Origin of the sequence: Cyanobium sp. Tous-M-B4, assembly GCF_024345395.1 — a bacterium.
In the GTDB taxonomy this organism is placed as follows: domain Bacteria; phylum Cyanobacteriota; class Cyanobacteriia; order PCC-6307; family Cyanobiaceae; genus Cyanobium_A.
Genome location: NZ_JAGQBA010000006.1, coordinates 122,248 through 142,249, shown reverse-complemented (window position 1 = coordinate 142,249; position 20,002 = coordinate 122,248). Strand labels below are relative to the sequence as shown.

Here is a 20,002-nt window from a genome sequence, read left to right as displayed (position 1 = left end):
TTCACCTCAACCTAGGTCAACAGCGGCAATTCCCCGTTTAGAAGGGTGTAATGCGGGGCACGCTGGCGATTGATCTAGGCAGCAGCACCACGGTGGTGGCCTATCAGGGGCCAGACACCGCGGCCAAGCTGCTGGCCCTGCCGCCTTACAGCACCAGCGAGCCGGTTGCGGTACCAACCCTGCTGTGGCTCAGCGATCCAGCCATGTCACGGCCCCTGATCGGTCGGCAGGTATTGGAGGCGGGCCTGGCCCACAGCGATGGCCCGCAGTTGCATCGGGACTTCAAACGACAAATTGGCGCGCTCCCCTCCCCGGCGCCCCAACCAACCCCTGCCTTGCCCCTGGGGCCAGAACAGGCCGGAGCCTTGCTGCTGAGGCAGCTCTGGGCCGCCCTGCCGCCAGGGCTGGCGCCCGAGCGGCTGGTGCTGACCGCTCCGATAGACAGCTACCCCCGCTACCGCCAATGGCTGCAAGAGGTTTGCCGCGAGTTAGAGGTTCCTGAGCTGGCCCTGGTGGACGAGCCCACCGCCGCAGCCATCGGTGCGGGATTGCCTGCTGGCAGCACGGTGCTGGTGGTGGACCTGGGAGGCGGCACCATCGACCTGTCCCTGGTGGCCCTAGAGGGTGGCGAAGGTCGCCCGGCGCCCATGGCCCAGCTGCTGCGCTTCGCCGGCCGGGATCTGAGTTCAAGTCGCCAGGCCCTGCGCTGTGCCCGGGTGATCGGCAAGGCAGGGGTAGCCCTGGGAGGCCGGGATATAGATCGCTGGATCGCAGCCCACCTTTGTCCCGGAGCCCCCCTTGATGGGGCCCTGCTGGAGGCAGCTGAATCGCTCAAATGCCAGCTCAGCAACGCAGAAGAGGCCCTGGTGTTCTGGAGTCCAACGGGCCTGCCTCCCCAACCTCTGCGGCTGAGCCGCAGCCGCTTAGACGCCTTGTTGGTGGAGAGGGGCTTGCTGGCCCAACTCGATGACCTGTTGGAGGTCGTGTTGGCGGGAGCCCGCCGCGATGGCCTGGCCCTAAACCAGATCACCGCCCTGCTGCCGGTTGGTGGCAGCAGCCGCATGCCCCTGATCCGCCAATGGCTGCAGGAGCGCTGCGGCGGCATTCCCCTGCAGGGAAGCCGGCCGGTGGAGGCCGTAGCCCTGGGGGCCCTGGCCCTCACACCGGGGGTGCGGGTACGCGATGTTTTGCGCCACGGAATTTGCCTGCGCTGCTGGGATCAGCGCTCCAGCCGCCATCACTGGCAACCGCTGTTTGTGGCGGGGCAAACCTGGCCGAGTGAGCGGCCGCTGGAAATCGTGCTGGCCTGCAGCAGCCCCAACCAGAAAAGCCTGGAGCTCGTGCTGGGGGAACCAGACAACGAAAGGCGCAGCGAGGTGGTGTTTGAGGCCGGGCTACCGGTGCTGCGGCCGCGAGCAGCGGGGCAAGCCCGCGTGATGCCCTGGAGCGAACAACCCCCAGATCTTGCCCTCGACGTGCCCGGTCAGCCTGGCGAGGACTGTCTGCGATTGTCATTTTCCGTCAACGATCAAGGCCAGCTGGTGCTGGAGGTCACGGACCTACGCAGCGGTCGCCGCAGTGCCGCCCAACTACTGGGCCCGGTGCGCTGAGGATTAGTGGCGGCAAATTCAAGTGGACGCCGCAAGCGCTGCCCTCAGCTGACGGCATCTCGGCCGCAGCGTCCATAAAACTGAGTTTCATATTTCTGTATTTGCCTTGGCCCTACGCCGCCACAGGCTGCCCCGTTTCTGGCTTGGTCTCACCCTGGGTCTTGTGGCCTGCGGCATTGGAGCGACCTACTGGTGGGAGCAGCAGCTGCCGCAACGGTTGGAGCAGGCGGCAAAGAGCGGTGACTTAGAAGCCTGCCTGCGCTACAGCGAGCAGCTCGAAGCCCTGCGCTGGATGGGGGGTCAGGCCCCTGCCGAACAGGGCAGCTGCCGGCGTCGCAAAGCGGCCCAGCTCTGGCAGCAGGAGCGCTGGGGCGAGGCTCTGCAGTTGCAATTGCAACTGGTGAACTCCCTTGCCGGCAGCGAAGCAGACCGCGAACGGCTGTTGGTGTGGCAGCAAAACCTGCAGCAGCGCGCCATGACCCGCTTCCAGGAGGGCGATCTACCTGGAGCCCTAAAGATCCTGGCTGTGATGGGCGATGACCACCGGGCCAACGGCGACAGCCTGGGCGACAAACTCAGCGAAAACTGGACTCGCAACCGGCTGCAGCTGGAGCGGGCCAAGGGCCTCACAGAGCAAAAGCGCTGGTGGGAGGCCCTCGAGGCCCTCACCCGCATCGACCATCCCTGGTGGAAAACCCAGAGCCGCGCCATACAAGCCAAGGTGCAGAAGGGCATCGCGGGCTTGTCAGTGCAGGAGCGCGAACACGACGCCCATGGCCAGCTGCCCCACACCGTGCCCTCCGCCCAACTCGATGCCCAGGTGCGCCAACGGATCTCCCAGGGTATGGACGAGTGGTCCGCATTCCAGGAGGCCTGTCGGGCCTTAGGTGGACAGGTGGTTGAGGCCGGGCCAGAGACGGCCTGTCAGCGCCGATCCAGCAAGCGGTGATTGGCCCGTGACAAGATTGGCCGCGCGATGAAGCTCTGGAGCCATGCAGCCAGGTGATCAGGTTCAGGTCTCCCAAAGCGTGGTCGTCTACCACCACCCCCAGCACCGCGGGGTCGCCTTCGATCTCAAAGGGCAACAGGGTGAGGTGGTCACCGTGCTCAACGAGTGGAAGGGCCGGGTGATCAGCCCAACCTTGCCGGTGGTGGTTGCCTTCGGCAAATTTAGAGCTCATTTCCGCTCCGATGAGCTGACTCCCGCCTGATCGCTTGCTTCGCTCTCGCTAGAGCTCCGGCCGCAGCAGGAACACACCCTCCTCGCCATCGATCTGCTGTAGGCAGAGCTGGATTGATTCTTGGCGACTGGTGGGCACCACACGCCCACAGAAATCGGGCTGGATCGGCAGCTCCCGGTGACCGCGATCCACCATGGCCAGCAAGCTGACCCGCTTGGGCCGCCCCCAGGCTTGCAAGGCTTCTAGGGCCGCCCGCACAGTGCGCCCCGTAAAGATCACGTCATCCACTAACACCACCTGGCGCCCATCCAGCGCCACGGGCAAATCGGTGGGCTGGCCCAGACGGGTGCCGACTCGCTCCAGGTCATCTCGATGAAAGGTGGGATCGACACTGCCCTGGTCGATCGGATGGCCGGCTAAAATTGCCAAACGTGAGGCCAACACCTCAGCTAGCGCCACTCCACGGGTGGGTATGCCGAGGAGCACCAAGGAGCGGCTGTCGGCAACGCCTTCCAATACCTGGGACGCAAGCCTGTCAAGGGTGCGGCCCAAATCCAAGGCCGAGAGCAGTTCGAGCCGATGCATTAGGGAATCTGGCAAGTCCGCTAGAGCATGTTGGCTGTGTGACCAAAGGCTGACTCCGAGGGAAGCAGCTGGGAACGCAGCACATTTGCATTGTAAGTTGGAATTTGGAAGGCGTTGGTTCAACGTCGCTAGGTGAGACGGGTGACGACTATTCCCTCCCAGCAGCAATCCACCCTGGCGCCAGGTCCAGCATCGGCCTCTCGGGCTTCATCTTCCGTTGCCCCGGTTGTACTCGCCATATTGGATGGCTGGGGCTATAGCCACGAAGCCGATCACAACGCCATTCGTGCTGCCAGCACCCCGGTGATGGATGCCCTCTGGCACGCCTATCCCCACACCCTGATTGAGGCCAGCGGCGCCGCTGTCGGGCTGCCAGATCATCAGATGGGCAATTCTGAGGTGGGCCATCTCACGATCGGCTCCGGTCGAATCATTCGCCAGGAGCTGGTGCGGATCAGCCAAGCCGTCAAGGACGGCAGCCTGGCCGCCAACCCTGCGCTCAATGCTTTAGCCGACGGCCTACTTCTCAAGGGCGGCTGCCTGCACCTGATCGGCCTTTGCTCCGATGGGGGCGTTCACAGTCACATCACCCACTTAGGGGGCTTGTTGCAATGGGCCGCGAGCCGCGGTCTCAAGGATGTCTGCATCCATGTGATCACCGATGGCCGGGACACGGACCCGAGCAGTGCTCCCCGATTCGTCACCCAGGTTCAAGAGCAGATCAGTCGCGCCGGCGTCGGCCGTATCGCCACCCTCTGCGGCCGCTACTGGGCCATGGATCGCGATAACCGCTGGGACCGCACCGAAAAGGCCTACCGACTCTTAACCGAACCAAGCGAGATATCCGAGCTCAGCCCGGTCAACGCCATCCACGCCTCCTACGCCCAAGAGATCGGCGACGAATTCCTCGAACCATTGCGATTGGCGGAGGGATTGATCAAGAGCGGAGACGCTCTGGTGTGTTTCAACTTCCGGCCCGACCGGGTGCGCCAGTTGATCCGCGCCCTGGTTTTGCCGGAATTTGACGACTTCGCCCGGCAGCGCCAAGACCCCCTGGATGTGGTCACCTTCACCCAATATGAAAAGGGCCTGCCCGTAGCGGTGGCTTTCCCGCCCGAATCTCTCGATGGCTTACTGGGCCAAGTGGTGTCGAACTCGGGGCTGCGCCAGTTCCGCACAGCTGAAACCGAAAAATATCCTCACGTCACCTACTTCATGAATGGGGGTATTGAGCAGGCCTTCCCTGGTGAAGATCGCCACCTAGTCCCCTCGCCGCGGGTGGCCACCTACGACCTCTCCCCGGCAATGTCCGCCGGCGAGCTCACTGAAAGCTGTATTGCAGCAATCAAAAAGGGCATTTACTCGTTGGTGGTAATCAATTACGCCAATCCGGACATGGTGGGGCACACCGGCAAAATGGCTGCCACCACTGAAGCAATCACCACTGTCGACACCTGCGTAGGAAAGCTGATGGAGGCCACCAACCGCATGGGGGGCACCCTGCTGATCACCGCAGACCACGGCAATGCCGAAGTGATGGAGGGCCCAGATGGTCGCCCCTGGACGGCACACACCACAAATCCCGTGCCGGTGATTTTGGTGGAGGGCGAGAAACGCAAGCTGCCCGGCCACGGCACCAACGTGTTGCTGCGTGACCATGGCGGCTTAGCCGACATCGCCCCGACCCTGCTGGAAATCTTGAATCTGCCCAAGCCCGCAACCATGAGCGGTGAATCACTGATCCTGGCAACTGGCACCGCAGCCGAAGCCAGTCCCATCCCCCAGACCCTGGGCGTTTAACCTGCTCCTATCCAAAGAGGCCCATGATCACTTCAGTTTTGTCATGGGTGTGGATTGGCAGTGGCGTTCTGCTGATCATCAGCGTGCTGCTCCATAGCCCCAAGGGCGATGGCATGGGTGGGCTGGCCGCTAGCGGCGGATCGATGTTCACCAGTGCCCGTAGCGCCGAAGCCACCCTCAACCGCATCAGCTGGACATTGCTGGCAATTTTTCTTGGCCTGGCCGTTGTGCTCAGCGCCGGCTGGCTCGGTTAGGTCTGTGACCCCAATGCCGCGACGCAATCTGCTGGTAGCCCTGGGATCAAGCCTGGGCGCCTTCTTCACTGGTGTCTCCCGCGCCGAAGCCGCTTCCAAGGCCCAAGATCCAGCCTGGCAACTCAGCGAAGCCAGCTGGAAAAAACGTCTCAACCCTGCCGCCTACAACGTGCTGCGCCAGGAGGGCACCGAGCGGCCCTTCTCCAGCCCCTTGAATAGCGAAAAACGCCCAGGCACTTTCGTTTGTGCTGGCTGCGCCCTGCCCCTGTTTAGCTCCAAGGCCAAATACGAGAGCGGCACCGGCTGGCCCAGCTTCTGGCAACCGCTGCCCAACGGGATCGCCACCAAGGTGGACTTCAAGTTGATTGTGCCACGCACCGAATACCACTGCCGGCGCTGCGGCGGCCATCAGGGCCACGTGTTTGACGACGGCCCTAAGCCCAGTGGCAAGCGCTACTGCAATAACGGCGCAGCCCTCAATTTTATCTCCGGTTAACCGGTGTATTCGCTGTTGTAGGCCTCTTCGCCGTGAGCATTGATATCGAGGCCCTGCTGTTCCTGAATATCGTTAACACGCAGGGGCATCACCAGGCGAATCAGTATAAGAATCACATACGTGCCTACTCCAACAAAAAGAATGGTGAATCCTGCGGCCTTGAGCTGAATCCAGAGCTGACCTGGCTGGCCCACTAGCAGTCCATCGGCGCCAGCGGGATTGAGGCTTTTCAACGTGAACACGCCAGTTAGCAGAGTGCCGAGCAACCCGGCCACGCCATGCACCGGCAGCACATCGAGGCTGTCATCTAGCCGCCAGCGGTTCTTGAGTTGCATGGCATAGCTGCAAACCAGCGCTGCCGCAAAGCCGATCAACACAGCCGCCAGAGGGCTCACATAGCCAGCCGCTGGGGTGATCGCCACTAGGCCGGCCACGGCGCCGGTAGCCACACCCACGGCAGTGGGCTTGCCGCGCTGCCATGTTTCCAGCAGCATCCAGCCCAGGGCAGCTGAAGCGGCAGCGGTATTGGTGGTGAGGCAGGCCAGGGAGGCCAAATTGCCGGCCACCAGGCCGCTACCACCGTTGAAGCCAAACCAGCCGAACCAGAGCAGGCCCGCCCCCAACAAGATGAAGGGCACGTTGTGGGGTGGGGCGGCATAGCCCACGCCCCCACTGCGACGCCGGCCCACCACCAGGGCAGCAACGGCGGCGGCCACACCGGAGGCCAGTTCCACCACCAGGCCACCGGCGAAGTCGATGGCACCGAGGCCGGAACTGCCCAGGAACCCACCTGGTCCCCACACCATGTGGGCCAGGGGGAGATAGATGAAGGTGCTCCAGAGCAGCAGAAACACCATCCAGGCGCGGAAATGCATCCGCTCCACCACCGCGCCGGAAATCAGCGCAGGAGTGATGATCGCAAAGGTGACCTGGAACAGGGCAACGGCGCCGTGACTGAGTTGCCCATCCCCATAGGGAGCCGACCAATTGCTGAGCCCCGCCCACTGCAACCCGCCGATGAAAGGAGCTAGGGGACCGCTACCGGAAGAGAAGGCCAGGCTGTAGCCGAACAACACCCAGAGCACACTCACCAGGGCCATGGCGGTGAAGCTCATCACCATGGTGTTAAGCACGTTGCGGCTGCGCACAAAGCCCGCATAAAAGAGGGCCAGAGCTGGCGTCATCATCAGCACCAGGGCAGCACTCACCAGCACAAAACCATTGTTGGCACTGCGAAGGGCCAGATCGGTTGCAAAAAGCAGCGGCACAGCTGAGCCAAAAGCAGGCGCCACCCTGAAGGCCAACGGACCCAAGACATGTAGCAACTGCTACCAAAAGGGCTCTTAAAGGTGGCAACCGATACAGCCGGGATGGCTAGACCCACTTGGCTGAACGGGAACAAAAAAAGGGCAGAAGGAAAATCCTCTGCCCTCGGTGCCGATGAAGGAGTGGGGCCACAAAGGCCCCATCTCGCTATCAGTAGTCGAAGTCGCCGCCACCCATGCCGCCACCGGCGGGAGCAGCATCTTTCTTATCTGGCATGTCGGCCACGATGCATTCGGTGGTCAGCACCATGCCGGCGATGGAGGCGGCATTCTGCAGACCGGAGCGGGTCACTTTGGCGGGGTCGACGATACCGGCAGCCAGCATGTCGACGTACTCGCCGGTGGCGGCGTTGTAGCCCTCGTTGAAGGGCTTGTTACGCACGTTTTCAGCCACGACAGCGCCATTCACGCCAGCGTTTTGAGCGATGCGCATCAAAGGCGCGGTGAGGGCGGAGGCCACGATGTGGGCGCCGATCAGCTCCTCGCCAGAGAGGTTGGCCGCAGCCCACTCCTCGAGGGCGGGGGCTAGGTGGGCCAACGTAGTGCCACCACCAGGAACGATGCCTTCTTCAACGGCCGCCTTGGTGGCGTTGATGGCGTCTTCCAGGCGCAGCTTCTTGTCCTTCATCTCGGTCTCGGTGGCGGCACCCACCTTGACCACGGCCACACCGCCGCTCAGCTTGGCCAGACGCTCTTGCAGCTTCTCCTTGTCATAGGAGGAGTCGGTTTCGTCCATCTGCTTGCGGATTTGCTCGCAGCGCGCCTTGACAGCCACTTCGTTGCCTTCGGCCACGATGGTGGTGGTGTCCTTGTTGATGGTGATGCGGCGGGCGGTGCCCAGCATCTCCAACTTGGCGTTCTCCAGCTTGAGACCGGCGTCTTCGGTGATCAGCTGACCGTTGGTGAGAACGGCGATGTCCTCGAGCATGGCCTTGCGGCGATCACCGAAACCAGGTGCCTTGACTGCCGCCACGTTGAGCACGCCGCGCAGGCGGTTGACCACGAGGGTGGCGAGGGCTTCCTTCTCGATGTCCTCGGCAATGATCAGCAGGGGCTTGCCTGTACGGGCGATCTGCTCAAGCACGGGCACGAGGTCCTGCACCAGGCCGATCTTCTTGTCGGTGAGCAGGATGTAGGGCTCTTCGAGCACCGCTTCCATGCGCTCGGTGTCGGTGGCGAAGTAGGGCGAGATGTAGCCCTTGTCGAAGCGCATGCCTTCGGTGACCTCCAACTCGGTGGTCATCGATTTCCCTTCTTCCAGGGAGATCACACCTTCCTTACCGACCTTGTCCATCGCATCGGCGATCATGCGCCCCACCTCTTCGTCGTTGCCGGCGGAGATGGTGCCCACTTGGGCGATGGCGCTGGAGTCGGAGATGGGCTTGGCGTGCTCCTTGATCTTGCCTACGAGGAAATCGGAAGCCTTGTCGATGCCCTTTTTGAGGGTGATCGCATTGGCGCCGGCAGCCACGTTGCGCAGGCCTGCCTTGACCATGGCATGGGCCAAAACCGTGGCGGTGGTGGTGCCGTCGCCGGCGGCATCGTTGGTTTTGGAGGCGGCCTGACGGATCAGGGCAACACCAGTGTTCTCGATGTGGTCCTCGAGCTCAATTTCCTTGGCGATGGTGACGCCGTCGTTGATGATCTGGGGTGCACCAAACTTTTTCTCCAGCACCACGTTGCGACCCTTAGGTCCAAGGGTGACAGCAACGGCCTCAGCCAGAATGTCGATACCTCTTTCGAGAGCTCTGCGAGCGTTCTCGTTGTAAATAATGCGCTTAGCCATGGAAGGCGATTTCCTTATGGGGTTAGGTCGGATTCAGTAATAGGCCAGTCGTCAGTTGACGATGGCGAGGATGTCCTTCTCGGAAAGCAGCACAAACTCGTCGCTGCCGAGCTTGATGTCGGTGCCGGCATACTTGCTGTAGAGCACCTTGTCGCCAACGCTGACCTCAGGAGCCTGGCGGCTGCCGTCGTCGTTGCGCTTGCCTGGGCCGATCTGCACCACTTCGCCCACCTGGGGCTTTTCCTTAGCGGTGTCAGGCAGAAGAATGCCGCCGGCGGTTTTCTCCTCCGATTCGGACACCTTGATAAAAATGCGATCTCCGAGGGGCTTAACCGTGGAGACGCTGAGAGAAACAGCAGCCATGGATGGATTGCGAGAGCAATGACATGGCGCCTGAGACGCCACAGAACAGTGAACTGGAGTGGGCCTGAGAGGCGATTTAGCACTCGAGCTCAACGAGTGCCAATTTATGCCCAACCAAGCTCCAGTGCCCAGGCCCAGACCGTGCGGGTGACCGAACCACCGGGGTGAACAGGGGCTGAACAGAAGCCCGCGCCTATCGCAGTGGTAAGGTTGCGCCGCTTCAGGCGGGCTGATTCCCCCTGCGCTTCCCCGAGATTTCCTTACCTATGGCAGCTGCTACCGCCACCGGCACCAAAGGCACCGTCCGGCAGGTGATTGGCCCGGTTTTAGATGTTGAATTCCCGGCCGGCAAGCTGCCCAAGATTTACAACGCGCTTCGAATTGAAGCCAAAAATTCGGCCGGCCAGCTAGTCGCTTTAACAGCTGAGGTCCAACAGCTGTTGGGCGATCACCGAGTCCGTGCTGTGGCCATGAGCACCACCGACGGCTTGGTGCGTGGCATGGAAGCTGTAGATACGGGCGCCCCGATCTGCGTACCCGTGGGCGAGGCCACCCTCGGTCGCATCTTCAACGTGCTCGGCGAGCCGGTGGATGAGCAGGGTCCAGTAACCACCACCGTGACCGCTTCGATCCACCGCGCCGCCCCCAGCCTCACTGAGCTGGAGACCAAGCCCAAGGTTTTTGAGACCGGTATCAAGGTTATTGACCTGCTGGCTCCTTACCGCCAAGGGGGCAAGGTTGGCCTGTTCGGCGGTGCCGGCGTTGGCAAGACCGTACTGATCCAAGAGCTCATCAACAACATCGCCAAGGAGCACGGCGGCGTTTCCGTGTTCGCTGGCGTTGGCGAGCGCACCCGGGAAGGCAATGATCTTTATGAGGAGTTCAAGGAGTCGGGTGTGATCAATCCCGACGACCTTTCCAAATCGAAGGTTGCTCTCTGCTACGGCCAGATGAACGAGCCCCCTGGCGCCCGCATGCGCGTGGGCCTCTCGGCACTCACCATGGCTGAGCACTTCCGCGACACCAACAAGCAAGACGTCTTGCTGTTCGTCGACAACATCTTCCGCTTCGTGCAGGCCGGCTCTGAGGTTTCAGCACTGCTGGGCCGCATGCCCTCTGCTGTGGGCTATCAGCCCACCCTCGGCACCGATGTGGGCATGCTGCAAGAGCGCATCACCTCCACCCTGGAAGGATCGATCACTTCGATCCAGGCCGTCTACGTACCTGCAGACGACCTCACCGACCCGGCACCTGCCACCACCTTTGCCCACCTAGACGCCACCACCGTGTTGAGCCGCGGCCTGGCTTCCAAGGGCATCTACCCGGCCGTGGATCCTCTGGATTCCACCAGCACCATGCTTCAGCCGGCCGTGGTAGGTGATGAGCACTACCGCACTGCACGCTCCGTGCAAAGCACCCTGCAGCGCTACAAAGAGCTCCAAGACATCATTGCGATTCTTGGTCTCGACGAACTCTCCGAGGACGACCGCCGGACGGTTGACCGGGCCCGCAAGATTGAGAAGTTTCTCTCCCAGCCCTTCTTCGTGGCTGAGATCTTTACTGGTCAAAAGGGTGAGTACGTCAAGCTGGACGACACGATCAAGGGCTTCAACATGATTCTGGCCGGCGAGCTTGACGACCTACCTGAAGCTGCCTTCTACCTAGTGGGCAACATCGACCAGGTGAGAGCCAAGGCCGCCAAGATTCTTGCCGACGCCAAGGGTTGATACCCTCTTTTCCCTGAGGACCCCTACCCATGAGTCTCACCCTCCGCGTTCTGGCCCCTGATCAGAGCGTCTTTGATGGAACCGCCGAAGAGGTAATCCTGCCAAGCACTACTGGGCAGGTAGGTATCCTGCCTGGCCACGTCACCATGCTGGCAGCACTGGATACAGGCGTAATGCGTCTGCGCTCCGGCGGCGCTTGGTCAACGATCGCCCTGATGGGTGGTTTCGCCGAAGTGGAGGCCGACGAGGTCACCGTTTTGGTGAATGCCGCTGAGCTAGGCAGCTCAATTAATGCCGCATCCGCCGAGGCTGCCTTTGAGGCCGCCCAATCGGCAACAGCTGCTTTTGAGGGCAAGCCAGCCAGCCCAGAGAAGCTGAAAGCCCAGCAAGCACTGGCTTCATCGCGCGCCCGCTTCCAAGCCAGCAAGGCAATCTAATTTTTTTAAACCTAGATTTTTAAAATCCTAGATTTGAACAGTCTAGATTTTTATATAATTTCATTCCGGAAGTCAACCCTTAAGCTCGGGGCTGGCTTCCGGATTTTTTAAGACCTTGCTCTTAATGGGCAAAATGATGCATAAAAAAGCACTCCTCGCGGAGTGCTAGTAAATTCAACTTATGCCTGGGCAAATAACTAAGCTTTAGAATTCAGCACCAATCAGGCGGTACCGCAGAAAGTAACATCGGGGAATTTAAGCTTGGCATCGTCCAGGCTCTTGCCTTTGCCCTCTTCCTGCCAGTAGTTGATCACCTCTGTGGCCTTGTTGAGCACCTCAACGCGCTCGTTGTCGGTGATCCAGCTCTTGCCTTCGAGTTCGGTCTTGAGGGTTTCCCAGGCATCTTCCCGGGGCCAAAAGAAGTAAGAAGTAAGGGGGCTCGGACCACCGCCAACAATCTGATCCACCGCTAGGGCGACGTTGTCAGGCAGCCACAGGATCTTGAGCAGGAAACGACCTTCGTCAGCCTTGGGGGTATAGCCAGAGGGAACGCCATCCTCATCAATGGTGGCGGTCGCCAGGGCCGCACTGCCGCCACGCATCACCGGACGCCCCTGGGTGGTGGTGTCTTCGGCAGCCGCGGCCACTTCGGCCACATCGGTTACTGCTGCGTCAGGAGCGCTCTCGATGGCTGTCATGGGGTCAGTGCTCAAGGCAACAGAGCAAAGAACTAACCTACCAGCCGCCTGGCCGCCCTCGGCCCCTGCCTGCGGCTATGGCCCTGCGCCTGTTCCTCGATTCGGCCGATCCCAAAGCCTGGCAGCAGTGGCTGCCCAGCGGCCTATTTCACGGCGTAACCACTAACCCCACCCTGCTGCGCCGGGCCGCCCAGCCCTGCAGCCTCGACAACCTGGCAGCCCTCAGCCGCACGGCTCTGGCCCATGGCATCGCCGCACTCCAGCTGCAGGCATGGGGCGCCACCGAGGCAGAGATGCTGCGCTGCGGCCAGGCACTGGCGGCCCTGGCCCCCGGCCGCATCGCCGTCAAGCTGCCGGTGACCCAGCAGGGAGCAGCGGTTGCCCGGGAGCTGGTTGGCGCCGGCGTTGCCGTCACCTTCACCGCCTGCTACGAGCCCCACCAGGTGCTGATCGCCGCGGCCCTGGGAGTCGAATACATCGCCCCCTACCTGGGCCGCATCCAGGACCAGGGGCGCGATGGGGTAGCCGAAGTGGTCACCATGCAGAGATGTATTGAGGGGCTCGGCTCCAGCGTGCGGCTGCTGGTGGCCAGCTTGCGCCAGCCCAGCGAACTCAGCCGCTTGGCCGCTGAAGGGCTGAACACCTTCACGATCAGCCCGGCACTGGCAGCAGAACTGTTCGGCAGTGAGGCCACCGCTGCAGCCAGCGTCCAATTTGAAAGCGATGCCCGTTCCTGAAAGCCAATCCTGATGCCCCTTTCTGCCTCTCCGCCCCGGGCCGTCGTGCTGTTCGACATCGATGGCGTGATCCGCGATGTGAGCGCTAGCTACCGCCGGGCAATCGTCGAAACGGTGCACCACTTCCATGGCCACCGTCCCGAGCCCGCCGCCATAGACGGCCTTAAAAGCGAAGGAAGCTGGAACAACGACTGGCAGGCCTCGATGGAGCTGCTGCGCCGCACCGGCCATACCCCCCTGCCGGCGTTTGAGGAGCTGGTGGCGGTGTTCGAAGGCTTCTATTTCGGCGGCGATCCCGCCGGCGATCCGGGCCAGTGGCGGGGCTTCATACGCGACGAGCCCCTACTGGTGCAGCAAGCCTTTTTTGCCGCTCTGGAGGCTGCAGGTCTGGCCTACGGCTTCGTGAGTGGCGCTGAGCCCCCCTCCTGCCGTTACGTGCTGGAAACCCGCCTGGGGCTCGCCAATCCGCCCCTGATCGCCATGGGCGATGCGCCCGACAAGCCCGATCCCACCGGCTTGCTGCAGCTAGCCAGCCGGTTGGCTGGCGAGAGCCTGGGGGCTGGCGCAACGCCGGTGGTTTACCTGGGCGACACGGTGGCCGATGTGCTCACCGTGCAGCGCGCCCGCGCCCAGTGCCCCGCTCAGCGCTTCTTGAGCTTTGCGGTAGCGCCACCCCATCTGCACGCGCAGCCTGAGCGACGGGCTGCCTACGAAGCCAAGCTGCTGGAGGCCGGCGCCGACGCGGTGATTCCCTCCGCGGCCAACCTGCTGGAACTGCTCCTGCCGCAGCTGGGCTGATGGTCTGCTCTGCCCTGCCCTGAGCCTCAGCGCTCCAGCGCCGCCGGCGACTTCAAGGCTGCGGCGGTCAGATTTTCATGGCCGTGGCTGGTCACGGCCACATCGTCTTCGATGCGAATGCCGATACCCTTCCAGCGCGCTTCGATCTCCGGCTGGCCCTCTGGCACCGGCAGCCGATCGCTCACGTAGAGGCCCGGCTCCACGGTGAGCACCATGCCCGGCTCCAGCTCCACGTGGTGCTCACCGAGGCGATAGGCCCCCACATCATGTACATCAAGGCCCAACCAGTGGCCGGTGCGGTGCATGTAGAGGTGGCGGTAGGCCCCTTGCTCGATCACCCCATCGAGGGATCCCACCAGCAGCCCTAGGTCCAGCAGGCCCGCCACCAGCACCCGCAGGGCGGTCTCATGCACCCCTTCAGCGCTGAAGCCCGGGGCCACCGAGTCCACCGCCGCCTCCTGGGCCGCAAGCACCAGCTCGTAGAGGGCGCGCTGCTCACCACTGAAGCGACCGTTGATCGGGAAGCTGCGGGTGATGTCGCCGTTGTAGTAATCGGCTAAGGAGCAACCGGCATCGATCAACAACAGATCGCCGTCGTTCAGTGGGGCGTTGTTAGCGATGTAGTGCAACACGCAGGCGTTGTCGCCGCCGGCCACGATCGTGCCGTAGGCCGGGCCACGGGCACCCTGCTCCAGGAAGTGCTGCTCAATCACGGCCTGTACCTGCCGCTCATTGAGGCCAGGCCGCACCACCTGACGAGCCAGCTCGTGGGCCTCGGCCGAGATTCGCGCCGCCTCGCGCATGCGCTCCAACTCCTCGGAGCCCTTGCGCAGCCGCAGCTCGTGCAGCAGCGGACAGGGGGCCACCAGCCCCAGGGCGGCCCGGCCGCTGCGGGGGGCTCGGTCGAGCTGAGCGGCCCAAGCCGCCAGCACCAGCGGCTCCACCTTCGGATGCTTGCCAACGCGAAAGGCGATGCCCTCAGCGCCCCTGAGGTAGTCGGGCAGGCGCTGCTCTAGCTCGCTGCGCGGGTGGGCTAGGTCGGCGCCGAACTCGGCCACGGCGCCTTCAGTACCCCAACGGAAACCATTCCAAACCTCGGCACTGGCCTCGCGGGGCTGCACAAACAGCACGTAGCGCTCACCCTCGGGCCGGTGGGGCAAAAACAGGGCCACCGCCTCGGGTTCATCAAAACCAGTGAGATACCAAAAGTCGCTGTTTTGGCGGAAGGGCCACTCGCAATCGGCATGATGGGTCACCAGCGTTGCCGCCGGAATCACGGCAGCAGCTTCCCCGAGCTGAGCGAAGAAGCGCTGACGCCGCTGGGCGAAGGTCGACGGATCGAACATAAAAAAGCGGCCGGCGGGCCCTGCATAAGTCCAGTTTGGAGCAGGCAGCGGGACAGACGCTGGCGGAGCCGATTTAATAGGTAGATGGCGAGCGGCGAAATGGCGGAATGAACGACCTGCTCACCCTGGCGCTGCTTGTGGTGCTGGTGATCGCAGGTTCGGCCCTGTGCTCTGGAGTTGAGGCTGCCCTGCTCACCGTGAACCCGGTGCGGGTACACGAACTTGCCGCCCGCAGCAAGCCCGTGCGCGGAGCGCAGCGCCTCGAGAAGCTGCGCCAGCGGCTGGGCCGCACCCTGTCGGTGCTGGTGATCGCCAACAACGGCTTCAATATTTTTGGCAGCCTGATGCTGGGCGGCTACGCCGCCATCGTTTTCAAACGAGAGGGCATCGAGGGGATCGCCATGCCCCTGTTTTCCGTGGGTCTCACCGTGCTGGTGATCCTGCTTGGAGAAATCCTGCCCAAGGCCCTCGGCAGCCGCCTGGCCCTGCCGGTGGCCCTGGCCAGCGCCCCGGCCCTAGCAATCCTGACCAGCCTGATGCTGCCCCTAGTGCTGCTGCTGGAGCGCCTGCTGCCGGCGATCACAGCCGAAAACGAAATCAGCACCGACGAAGAAGAGATCCGTCTACTGGCCCGGCTGGGCTCCCAGAAGGGCCAAATCGAGGCCGATGAAGCGGCCATGATCGCCAAGGTGTTCCAGCTAAACGATCTCACCGCCCGGGATCTGATGACACCCCGGGTGGCGGCTCCCACCCTCGATGGGGCGACCAGCCTGGAGCAGTTGCGCGAAGACCTGCTGGCAAACAACGCCGAGTGGTGGGTGGTGCTGGGTGAAGAGGTGGATGAGGTGCTGGGCGTGGCCGGCCGGGAGCGGCTCCTGACAGCCCTGCTCCAAGGCGAAGGCAATCGCACTGCCGCTTCCCTAAGCGAGACGGTCGATTACGTGCCGGAAATGATCCGGGCCGACCGGTTGCTCACGGGCTTCCGCCGCAACAGCAGCGGCGTTCGCGTCGTGGTGGATGAATTCGGCGGCTTCGTGGGCGTGATTGGCGCTGAGGCGGTGCTGGCGGTGCTGGCGGGCTGGTGGCGCCGTCCCCAACCTGCGGGCGAAGGGATGCGGCCATGAGGCCCGAACCGTGCACCGAACCGTGCCCCCATCACGCGCCCGCCATCCCGGAGCGCTGCCAATCCCTGCTCGACCAGTGGCGCCGCCAACTCCAGCTCAGCGGCCGCGAGCAAAGCCAGCTAGCCGGCCAGCTGCTGGCCCTGGATCGCCAGCTAGGGCGCCTGCAGCAGCGCAGTCTGCGGGTGGCCGTGTTCGGCCGAGTGGGGGTGGGCAAGTCGAGCCTGCTCAACGCCTTGCTGGGGGAGGCGGCTTTCGCCACCGACGTGGCCCACGGCTGCACGCGCCACCAGCAGGCCCAGGCCTGGGCGCAACCCATGGCGGGGCTCAGTCGGGTGGAGCTGGTGGACACCCCTGGCATCGATGAGATCGCCGCCGCCGCCAGGGCCCGACTGGCGGCCCGAGTAGCCCTCGGCTCAGATCTGGTGCTGCTGGTGCTCGACGGCGACCTCACCAGCGTCGAGCACGACGCCCTGGCGCCACTGCTGGCCAGCGGCAAGCCGGTACTGCTGGTGCTCAACCGCTGCGACTGCTGGAGCGAGGCCGAGCAGGCCGAGCTGATCGCCAGCATCAAGCGGCGGCTGCCGGCAGCTGCCCGGCAGCTGGAGTTGATCCCGGTGGCCGCCGCGCCACGCCAACCCCAGCTGCTGGCCGATGGCCGGGTGCGCAGCGTTGTTCAAGCTCCTCAGGTGGAGCCGCTGCGGCAGTCCCTGCTGCAACTGCTGGAGCAACACGGCTGCCTATTGCTCGCCCTCAATGCCCTGGGCAGCGCGGAGCGCTTTCACCAGTCCCTGCAACGCTGGCGCCTGGGGACCAGCCGCCAGGCCGCCCAAAGCCTGATCGGCCGCTTTGCCGCCCTCAAGGCCACCGGCGTGGCCGCCAACCCCCTGGTGCTGCTGGATCTGGCCGGCGGCCTGGCCTGCGACACCGCCCTGGTGCTGCAGCTCTGCCAGCTCTACGGCCTGCCGATGCATGGCGCCGGCGCCCGCCAGCTGCTGCGGCGGCTCTCCGGCCACAACGCCCTGCTGGGCGGCGCCCAGATCGGCATCCAGCTGGCCCTGGGCGCCCTACGCCAACTGCTGCTGCTGGCAGCACCGCTCACCGGCGGCCTCAGCCTCGCTCCAGCCGCCCCGGTAGCCCTGGCCCAGGCGGCCCTAGCCGTGCACACCACCAGGCTCACCGGCCGGCTCGCCGCCGCCGAACTGCTGCGGAGCGCCCAGCGAGGCGGCCAACCCGGCGCCCTGCTGCGGCGCCTGGCTATCAGCGATCCCCAGGTGCGCCTCTGGCTGGGCGAGCGCAGCGAGCCGGCCCCCAACCTGCAGGCCCTGCTGCCATGAGCAACGGGGTCGTCAAAGCCGCAGAGGGGCCGATCGCCCTGTTTGGCACCAGCGCCGACCCACCGACCCGGGGCCACCAGGCCCTGCTGGAGGGCCTGGTGCAGCTCTATCCCCAGGTAGCCACCTGGGCCAGCGACAACCCGCAAAAACACCACGGCGCCCCCCTGGAGCAACGGGCCACCCTGCTGGGCGAGCTGGTGGCAGCGATCGGCGATCCGAGGCTGAGCCACCGGCAGGAGCTCAGCAGCCCCTGGGCGATAACCACCCTGGAGCGGGCAGCGGCCCAGTGGCCTGGCAGCGAGCTGGTGTTTGTGGTGGGCAGTGATCTGGCTGCCCAGATTCCCAGCTGGAAGCAAGCCGAAGCCCTGCTCAAGGCCTGCGTGCTGGCAATTGCCCCCCGGGCCGGCTGGCCCCTGCAGCCCAAACAACTGGAGCAGCTCACCCAGCTGGGGGGCCGGGTGGTGATCCTGCCCCTGCAGGTTCCCGCCACCGCCAGCTCGGCGGTGCGCCAAACCCCCGACCCCACCCAGCTGCCTGCGGCCCTTTTGCCGCTGCTGCTCGAGCACAATCTCTACGGCCTAGTTGGCGATCCGAGCCTCAAACACCGCCTCAAAAGCCACCTCAAAAGCCCCTGATGCGCCTCGCCCTGGCCCAACTAAATCCGCTAGTTGGCGACCTGGCGGGCAACGGCGAGCTGATCCTGGCGGCCAGCCGTCAGGCCGCCGCCCATGGGGCCGATCTGGTGCTCACCCCCGAGCTTTCCCTTTGGGGCTACCCCCCGCGCGACCTGCTGCTGCGCCCCAGCCTGATAAGGGAGCAGGGCGCCGTGCTCAACCAGCTGGCAGCGTCCCTGGCCCAAGAGCTACCCCAGCTGGCCGTGCTGGTGGGCATGGCCGAACCATCAGGTGCCGCGCCGTTGCCCAACCTGTTCAACGCGGTGGCCTTAGTGGAGGCGGGCGGCTGGCGGGTGGTGGCCCGTAAGCGGCTGCTACCCACCTACGACGTCTTCGACGAGCAGCGCTACTTCTGCGCCGCCACCGGGCCCAGCGTGCTGGAGCTTGAGCGGGGCGGCCGGAGCTGGCGTCTGGGGCTAACGATCTGCGAAGACCTCTGGGTTGAGGAGGAACTGCAGGGCCACCGCCTGGCTGGTGCCGATCCCGTCGCCGAACTGCTCTCAAGCCGCATCGACCTGCTGCTCAACCTCTCGGCATCACCGTTTGGCCAGGCCAAAGTGGCCCTGCGTCAGAGCCTGGCCCGCCGCGCCGCCAGCCGGCTCGCTTGCCCGGTGGTCTACGTCAATCAGGTGGGCGGCAACGACGAGCTGGTCTTCGACGGCGCCAGCTTCGTGGTGGATGCCAGAGGTGGGGTCGAGGCAGGCAGCGCAGTGGTGAGCCAGCTGGCCAGTTGCAAGGAGCAAGTGAGCTGCTGGGAAGTCAACGGCGCGGCGCCAGCGACATCTTTGCCAGTGGCACCTTTGCCTACTGAAAACGAGCAGTTGTTTCGGGCCCTGGTGCTGGGGGTGGCCGACTACGCCCGCAAATGCGGCTTCAGCAGCGCCGTGCTCGGCCTGAGCGGCGGCATCGATTCGGCCCTGGTGGCCGTGATCGCCGCCGCTGCCCTGGGGGGTGAGCGGGTGCAGGCACTGATGATGCCCTCCCCCTGGAGCTCGGCAGGCTCCCTAAACGATGCCCAGGCCCTGGCCGCTCGTCTGGGCCTGGGCAGCCACACCGCTGAGATCGCAGCGCTGATGGCCAGTTTCGACACCACCCTGACACCTGTGCTGGCGGGACCGCCCGGCGGTCTGAGCGCCGAAAATCTGCAGTCGCGCATCCGCGGCACCCTGCTGATGGCGGTGGCCAACCAGCAGGGCCAGCTGCTGCTCTCCACCGGCAACAAAAGCGAGCTGGCCGTGGGCTATTGCACCCTCTACGGCGACATGAACGGCGGCCTGGCCGTGATCGGCGACCTCTACAAAACCAGCGTGTTCGAGCTCTGCGCCTGGCTCGATTCGGCCGCCGCCGGCCCCTGCCGTAGTGAGCTGGGGCTGCCAGGCGACGGCGAGCTGGTGGGGCGGGCGATCCGCGATAAACCCCCCAGCGCCGAGCTGCGCCCCGACCAGCTCGATAGCGATTCCCTGCCCGACTACGCCGTGCTCGACCCGATCTTGAAGGCCTACATCGAGGAGTTGGCCAGTCCGGAGCAGCTGATCGCCAGGGGCATCCCAGCGGAGCTGGCCGAACGGGTGATGCAGCTGCTGCGCCGGGCCGAGTTCAAGCGGCGCCAGGCCCCACCGCTGCTCAAGATCGGCGGCCGGGCCTTCGGCAGCGGCTGGCGCATGCCGATCGCAGCCCGCTAAACCAGCCGCTGAATCGTGCATGGCGCCAATCGCCAGCCGCAGCCA

At 64.3% G+C, this 20,002-nt stretch carries 20 protein-coding genes; 14 read left to right on the top strand and 6 right to left on the bottom strand.

Annotated elements, in window-relative coordinates:
* Nucleotides 1-50: 50 nt before the first annotated feature.
* The 3 genes from KBY73_RS12660 (at nt 51) to KBY73_RS12650 (ending at nt 2,821) form a co-directional block, all read left to right on the top strand.
* Complete coding sequence (locus KBY73_RS12660) at nt 51-1,610, top strand: Hsp70 family protein (RefSeq protein WP_254937439.1); 1,560 nt, start codon at nt 51-53, stop codon at nt 1,608-1,610.
* A 106-nt stretch (nt 1,611-1,716) separates the two neighbouring features.
* Nucleotides 1,717-2,559 carry a hypothetical protein gene (locus tag KBY73_RS12655; protein ID WP_254937438.1) on the top strand — a complete coding sequence of 281 codons (843 nt, stop codon included), beginning with the start codon at nt 1,717-1,719 and terminating at the stop codon, nt 2,557-2,559.
* 43 nt (nt 2,560-2,602) lie between these two features.
* Nucleotides 2,603-2,821 carry a ferredoxin-thioredoxin reductase variable chain gene (locus KBY73_RS12650; protein WP_254937437.1) on the top strand — a complete coding sequence of 73 codons (219 nt, stop codon included), beginning with the start codon at nt 2,603-2,605 and terminating at the stop codon, nt 2,819-2,821.
* Between the two features lie 18 nt (nt 2,822-2,839).
* Here KBY73_RS12650 and pyrR read toward each other — a convergent pair whose 3' ends face one another.
* Nucleotides 2,840-3,376, bottom strand: a complete 537-nt coding sequence (gene pyrR / locus KBY73_RS12645; RefSeq protein ID WP_254937436.1) for a bifunctional pyr operon transcriptional regulator/uracil phosphoribosyltransferase PyrR — start codon at nt 3,374-3,376, stop codon at nt 2,840-2,842.
* A 174-nt stretch (nt 3,377-3,550) separates the two neighbouring features.
* On the opposite strand from pyrR, the gene gpmI reads away from it, so the two are divergent.
* Genes gpmI through msrB form a run of 3 tightly spaced genes read left to right on the top strand, consistent with a single transcriptional unit; the run spans nt 3,551 to nt 5,926 of the window.
* On the top strand, nt 3,551-5,176 hold the full coding sequence (gene gpmI / locus KBY73_RS12640) for a 2,3-bisphosphoglycerate-independent phosphoglycerate mutase (RefSeq protein WP_254937527.1): 1,626 nt from the start codon (nt 3,551-3,553) through the stop codon (nt 5,174-5,176).
* Between the two features lie 23 nt (nt 5,177-5,199).
* On the top strand, nt 5,200-5,430 hold the full coding sequence (gene secG / locus KBY73_RS12635; RefSeq protein WP_254937435.1) for a preprotein translocase subunit SecG: 231 nt from the start codon (nt 5,200-5,202) through the stop codon (nt 5,428-5,430).
* Nucleotides 5,431-5,443: 13 nt separating this feature from the next.
* Nucleotides 5,444-5,926 carry a peptide-methionine (R)-S-oxide reductase MsrB gene (gene msrB / locus KBY73_RS12630; protein ID WP_254937526.1) on the top strand — a complete coding sequence of 161 codons (483 nt, stop codon included), beginning with the start codon at nt 5,444-5,446 and terminating at the stop codon, nt 5,924-5,926.
* On the opposite strand, the gene KBY73_RS12625 is transcribed toward msrB, so the two are convergent.
* The 3 genes from KBY73_RS12625 to groES form a co-directional block, all read right to left on the bottom strand.
* Nucleotides 5,923-7,194: an ammonium transporter gene (locus tag KBY73_RS12625; protein ID WP_254937434.1), complete on the bottom strand. Its 1,272-nt coding sequence runs from the start codon at nt 7,192-7,194 to the stop codon at nt 5,923-5,925. The genes msrB and KBY73_RS12625 overlap by 4 nt on opposite strands.
* Before the next feature lie 208 nt (nt 7,195-7,402).
* Nucleotides 7,403-9,037, bottom strand: a complete 1,635-nt coding sequence (groL, locus tag KBY73_RS12620) for a chaperonin GroEL (protein WP_106502318.1) — start codon at nt 9,035-9,037, stop codon at nt 7,403-7,405.
* A 51-nt stretch (nt 9,038-9,088) separates the two neighbouring features.
* The gene (gene groES, locus KBY73_RS12615) at nt 9,089-9,400 is read right to left on the bottom strand and encodes a co-chaperone GroES (RefSeq protein WP_094561335.1); all 312 of its coding nucleotides are present in this window, start codon (nt 9,398-9,400) and stop codon (nt 9,089-9,091) included.
* Nucleotides 9,401-9,666: 266 nt separating this feature from the next.
* Between groES and atpD the strand changes: the two genes are divergently transcribed.
* Together atpD and atpC are read left to right on the top strand one after the other, a co-directional pair.
* The gene (gene atpD, locus KBY73_RS12610) at nt 9,667-11,127 is read left to right on the top strand and encodes a F0F1 ATP synthase subunit beta (protein WP_254937433.1); all 1,461 of its coding nucleotides are present in this window, start codon (nt 9,667-9,669) and stop codon (nt 11,125-11,127) included.
* 29 nt (nt 11,128-11,156) lie between these two features.
* Nucleotides 11,157-11,564, top strand: coding sequence for an ATP synthase F1 subunit epsilon (atpC, locus tag KBY73_RS12605; protein WP_254937432.1), 408 nt, complete (start codon nt 11,157-11,159; stop codon nt 11,562-11,564).
* A 221-nt stretch (nt 11,565-11,785) separates the two neighbouring features.
* On the opposite strand, the gene KBY73_RS12600 is transcribed toward atpC, so the two are convergent.
* A complete protein-coding gene (locus tag KBY73_RS12600) occupies nt 11,786-12,262 on the bottom strand; it encodes a 30S ribosomal protein PSRP-3 (protein ID WP_396097129.1) in 477 nt (158 codons plus the stop codon).
* Nucleotides 12,263-12,339: 77 nt separating this feature from the next.
* Between KBY73_RS12600 and KBY73_RS12595 the strand changes: the two genes are divergently transcribed.
* Nucleotides 12,340-12,999: a transaldolase family protein gene (locus KBY73_RS12595; RefSeq protein WP_254937430.1), complete on the top strand. Its 660-nt coding sequence runs from the start codon at nt 12,340-12,342 to the stop codon at nt 12,997-12,999.
* 12 nt (nt 13,000-13,011) lie between these two features.
* Entirely contained in the window at nt 13,012-13,797 is a 786-nt protein-coding gene (locus KBY73_RS12590) for a TIGR01548 family HAD-type hydrolase (RefSeq protein ID WP_254937429.1), read from the top strand.
* Nucleotides 13,798-13,823: 26 nt separating this feature from the next.
* On the opposite strand, the gene KBY73_RS12585 is transcribed toward KBY73_RS12590, so the two are convergent.
* Nucleotides 13,824-15,143, bottom strand: coding sequence for an aminopeptidase P N-terminal domain-containing protein (locus KBY73_RS12585; protein ID WP_254937428.1), 1,320 nt, complete (start codon nt 15,141-15,143; stop codon nt 13,824-13,826).
* Between the two features lie 107 nt (nt 15,144-15,250).
* On the opposite strand from KBY73_RS12585, the gene KBY73_RS12580 reads away from it, so the two are divergent.
* Genes KBY73_RS12580 through KBY73_RS12565 form a run of 4 tightly spaced genes read left to right on the top strand, consistent with a single transcriptional unit; the run spans nt 15,251 to nt 19,957 of the window.
* A complete protein-coding gene (locus tag KBY73_RS12580; protein ID WP_254937427.1) occupies nt 15,251-16,267 on the top strand; it encodes a CNNM domain-containing protein in 1,017 nt (338 codons plus the stop codon).
* Nucleotides 16,264-17,601, top strand: a complete 1,338-nt coding sequence (locus KBY73_RS12575) for a GTP-binding protein (RefSeq protein ID WP_254937426.1) — start codon at nt 16,264-16,266, stop codon at nt 17,599-17,601. The genes KBY73_RS12580 and KBY73_RS12575 overlap by 4 nt, the downstream gene beginning before the upstream one ends.
* A complete protein-coding gene (locus KBY73_RS12570) occupies nt 17,598-18,236 on the top strand; it encodes a nicotinate-nucleotide adenylyltransferase (protein WP_254937425.1) in 639 nt (212 codons plus the stop codon). Before KBY73_RS12575 ends, KBY73_RS12570 begins: the two co-directional genes overlap by 4 nt.
* Complete coding sequence (locus KBY73_RS12565; RefSeq protein ID WP_254937424.1) at nt 18,236-19,957, top strand: NAD+ synthase; 1,722 nt, start codon at nt 18,236-18,238, stop codon at nt 19,955-19,957. Before KBY73_RS12570 ends, KBY73_RS12565 begins: the two co-directional genes overlap by 1 nt.
* Nucleotides 19,958-20,002: the final 45 nt, after the last annotated feature.

Bases quoted from the DNA above. Each gene is read 5' to 3' on its own strand.
- KBY73_RS12660 (WP_254937439.1), top strand. From the start codon at position 51: ATGCGGGGCACGCTGGCGATTGATCTAGGCAGCAGCACCACGGTGGTG.
- KBY73_RS12650 (WP_254937437.1), top strand. From the start codon at position 2,603: ATGCAGCCAGGTGATCAGGTTCAGGTCTCCCAAAGCGTGGTCGTCTAC.
- pyrR (WP_254937436.1), bottom strand. From the start codon at position 3,376: ATGCATCGGCTCGAACTGCTCTCGGCCTTGGATTTGGGCCGCACCCTT.
- secG (WP_254937435.1), top strand. From the start codon at position 5,200: ATGATCACTTCAGTTTTGTCATGGGTGTGGATTGGCAGTGGCGTTCTG.
- msrB (WP_254937526.1), top strand. From the start codon at position 5,444: ATGCCGCGACGCAATCTGCTGGTAGCCCTGGGATCAAGCCTGGGCGCC.
- groL (WP_106502318.1), bottom strand. From the start codon at position 9,037: ATGGCTAAGCGCATTATTTACAACGAGAACGCTCGCAGAGCTCTCGAA.
- groES (WP_094561335.1), bottom strand. From the start codon at position 9,400: ATGGCTGCTGTTTCTCTCAGCGTCTCCACGGTTAAGCCCCTCGGAGAT.
- atpD (WP_254937433.1), top strand. From the start codon at position 9,667: ATGGCAGCTGCTACCGCCACCGGCACCAAAGGCACCGTCCGGCAGGTG.
- atpC (WP_254937432.1), top strand. From the start codon at position 11,157: ATGAGTCTCACCCTCCGCGTTCTGGCCCCTGATCAGAGCGTCTTTGAT.
- KBY73_RS12600 (WP_396097129.1), bottom strand. From the start codon at position 12,262: ATGACAGCCATCGAGAGCGCTCCTGACGCAGCAGTAACCGATGTGGCC.
- KBY73_RS12595 (WP_254937430.1), top strand. From the start codon at position 12,340: ATGGCCCTGCGCCTGTTCCTCGATTCGGCCGATCCCAAAGCCTGGCAG.
- KBY73_RS12590 (WP_254937429.1), top strand. From the start codon at position 13,012: ATGCCCCTTTCTGCCTCTCCGCCCCGGGCCGTCGTGCTGTTCGACATC.
- KBY73_RS12585 (WP_254937428.1), bottom strand. From the start codon at position 15,143: ATGTTCGATCCGTCGACCTTCGCCCAGCGGCGTCAGCGCTTCTTCGCT.
- KBY73_RS12580 (WP_254937427.1), top strand. From the start codon at position 15,251: ATGAACGACCTGCTCACCCTGGCGCTGCTTGTGGTGCTGGTGATCGCA.
- KBY73_RS12575 (WP_254937426.1), top strand. From the start codon at position 16,264: ATGAGGCCCGAACCGTGCACCGAACCGTGCCCCCATCACGCGCCCGCC.
- KBY73_RS12570 (WP_254937425.1), top strand. From the start codon at position 17,598: ATGAGCAACGGGGTCGTCAAAGCCGCAGAGGGGCCGATCGCCCTGTTT.
- KBY73_RS12565 (WP_254937424.1), top strand. From the start codon at position 18,236: ATGCGCCTCGCCCTGGCCCAACTAAATCCGCTAGTTGGCGACCTGGCG.